We start from the raw sequence: 2,118 nt of genomic DNA on the forward strand, positions 1-2,118 counted from the left end.
CGTGGACCGCGGTGTCCGTGCCGGGCGACGGGACGGCCTTCGGCGTGATCCGCGCCCTGCGCGAGCTCGGCGACGGCATCCGTGATGCTCGATCCTGCTCGGAAGTGCTTCCTATCGAGCACGTATTGACATGTATCCGCCGAGCCCGCAGAGTCGTGCCCCGACAGTTCCCACCGTCCCGGCAGTGCACCGGCAGTGATGCAAGCCACCCCATCGAGGAGTGTTGCCGTCATGTCCGAAACTCCCGCTGTCTCCCGCCGACTGCTCCTGGGCGGAGCCGTCGCCACCGGCGCGCTCGCGGCCGGGATGACCGCCGCCCCGGCCGCGTCGGCCGCGTCCGGACAGGCGCCCCGCCGCAGACCCGGACAGAAGTCGATGATCGGCGTACCGTTCGACGTCCACAGAACCGTCCGCGTCGGTGTGATCGGCCTGGGCAACCGGGGCGGAGGCATGATCACGGGCTGGGCGGCCGTCCCCGGCTGCACCGTGACCGCCGTCTGCGACATCCGCGCCGACCGCGCGAAACGCGCCGCCGACCGCCTGGCGGGCAAGGGCGCGCCGCGCCCCGCCGAGTACGGCGGCTCCGCCGGCTCCTACGCCCGGATGCTCGAGCGCGACGACATCGACCTGGTGTACGTCGCCACGCCGTGGGAGTTCCACCACGAGCACGGCAGAGCGGCGTTGCTGAGCGGCAGGCACGCCGTGGTGGAGCTTCCCGTCGCGACCGAGCTGCGTCAGCTGTGGGACCTCGTCGACACCTCCGAGCGCACCCGCAGGCACCTGCTCCTCGCGGAGAACTGCAGCTACGGCCGCAACGAACTGGCCATGCTCAGGATGGCGCACGCCGGTCTGTTCGGAGACATCACCAACGGTCACGGCGGCTACCTCCACGACCTGCGCGCACTGCTCTTCTCCGACACCTACTACACCGACTCCTGGCGGCGGCTGTGGCACACCCGCAGCACCGCGTCCCTCTACCCGATGCACGGGCTGGCCCCGATCGCGGCGGCCATGGACATCAACCGCGGCGACCGGATGACCACGCTGCGCGCCACCGCGACCGCCCCGAAGGGACTGGCCGACTACCGCGAGCGCTTCGTCCCCCGGGACCACCCGTCCTGGAAGGAGACGTACATCAACGGTGACCTGATCACCTGCATGATCGAGACGGAGAAGGGCCGGATCATCCGGGCCGAGCACGACGTGAGTTCGCCCCGGCCGTACAGCCGGATCAACACCCTCGCCGGCAGCCGCGGGATCGTCGAGGACTACGCGGGGCCCGCCCCGACCGGCGCGCGCGTCTACGTCGAACCGGACCACAGCGGTCACGCGTGGCGCGACTTCGCCGACTACCGCAAGGAGTTCGACCACTGGCTGTGGCGGAAGGTCGGCGACGACGCCGCGAACAACGGCGGCCACGGCGGCATGGACTACGTCCTGCAGTGGCGCACGGTCCAGCTGATGCGCGCCGGACTGGTGCCCGACATCGACGTCTACGACTCCGCGGCCTGGTGCGCGGCGATCCCTCTGAGCGCCGCGTCCCTGGCCAGGAAGGGACGCCCGGTCGAGATCCCCGACTTCACCCGGGGCGCCTGGGCCGACGCGCGGCGGCCCGGACTCGACTCGGCTCCCACCGAGATGCCGCCCGTCGGCTGAGCGCGGCCGGGAGCCCCGGGGTCACCGTCGCCGGGACCTCGCGGACACGGGACCGCGAGGCACCGGCGGCGGCCCGGCCGAGGAGAGCCGGCGGCGGCCCGGCCGAAGGGAGCCGGCGGACGACCGGGCCGGCCTTGAGGTGCCGGCAGAGCCTGTACCGGACGAACCGCCGGGCCGCGTGCGCGCGCACTCCCACCGCCGCGGCCGCTTCCGCCGTTCCGTGCCATGAACCACGCGACCGGCATCCACGCCTTCGTCCGGCGGTTCCGTCAGGAGGCGACGGCGGAACTCGGGCAGCGGGAGACGGATCCGCCGGAAGCCCACGCGGCCGGCGTCCCGGCCGCGACGCGCTGCGCCGATTCGAGTACGGGGAGGAGAGCACCCTCGCCTGACGGGGCGGAGGTGATCCTGAAGTCCCGCCGCTCCCGGGCGATCCGCTCACCGGCCGTTCCGCCGGTCCCG

General features: G+C 72.9%; 3 protein-coding genes. 1 reads left to right on the forward strand and 2 read right to left on the reverse strand.

The genetic code is table 11. The features are described from left to right. The coding region (locus RIM90_RS27220) for a hypothetical protein (protein WP_309063402.1) at positions 1-233 on the reverse strand (233 nt) is incomplete at its 3' end. Between RIM90_RS27220 and RIM90_RS27225 the strand changes: the two genes are divergently transcribed. Continuing rightward, positions 232-1,656 carry a Gfo/Idh/MocA family oxidoreductase gene (locus RIM90_RS27225; protein WP_309063403.1) on the forward strand — a complete coding sequence of 475 codons (1,425 nt, stop codon included), beginning with the start codon at positions 232-234 and terminating at the stop codon, positions 1,654-1,656. The genes RIM90_RS27220 and RIM90_RS27225 overlap by 2 nt on opposite strands. A gap of 269 nt (positions 1,657-1,925) precedes the next feature. Here the strand turns inward: RIM90_RS27225 and RIM90_RS27230 are convergent. Further along, positions 1,926-2,118, reverse strand: a 193-nt coding sequence (locus RIM90_RS27230; RefSeq protein ID WP_309063404.1) for a hypothetical protein, incomplete at its 5' end; no start/stop codon positions are given.

This window comes from Streptomyces sp., from assembly GCF_031181555.1.
GTDB classification, from domain to species: domain Bacteria; phylum Actinomycetota; class Actinomycetes; order Streptomycetales; family Streptomycetaceae; genus Streptomyces; species Streptomyces fimbriatus.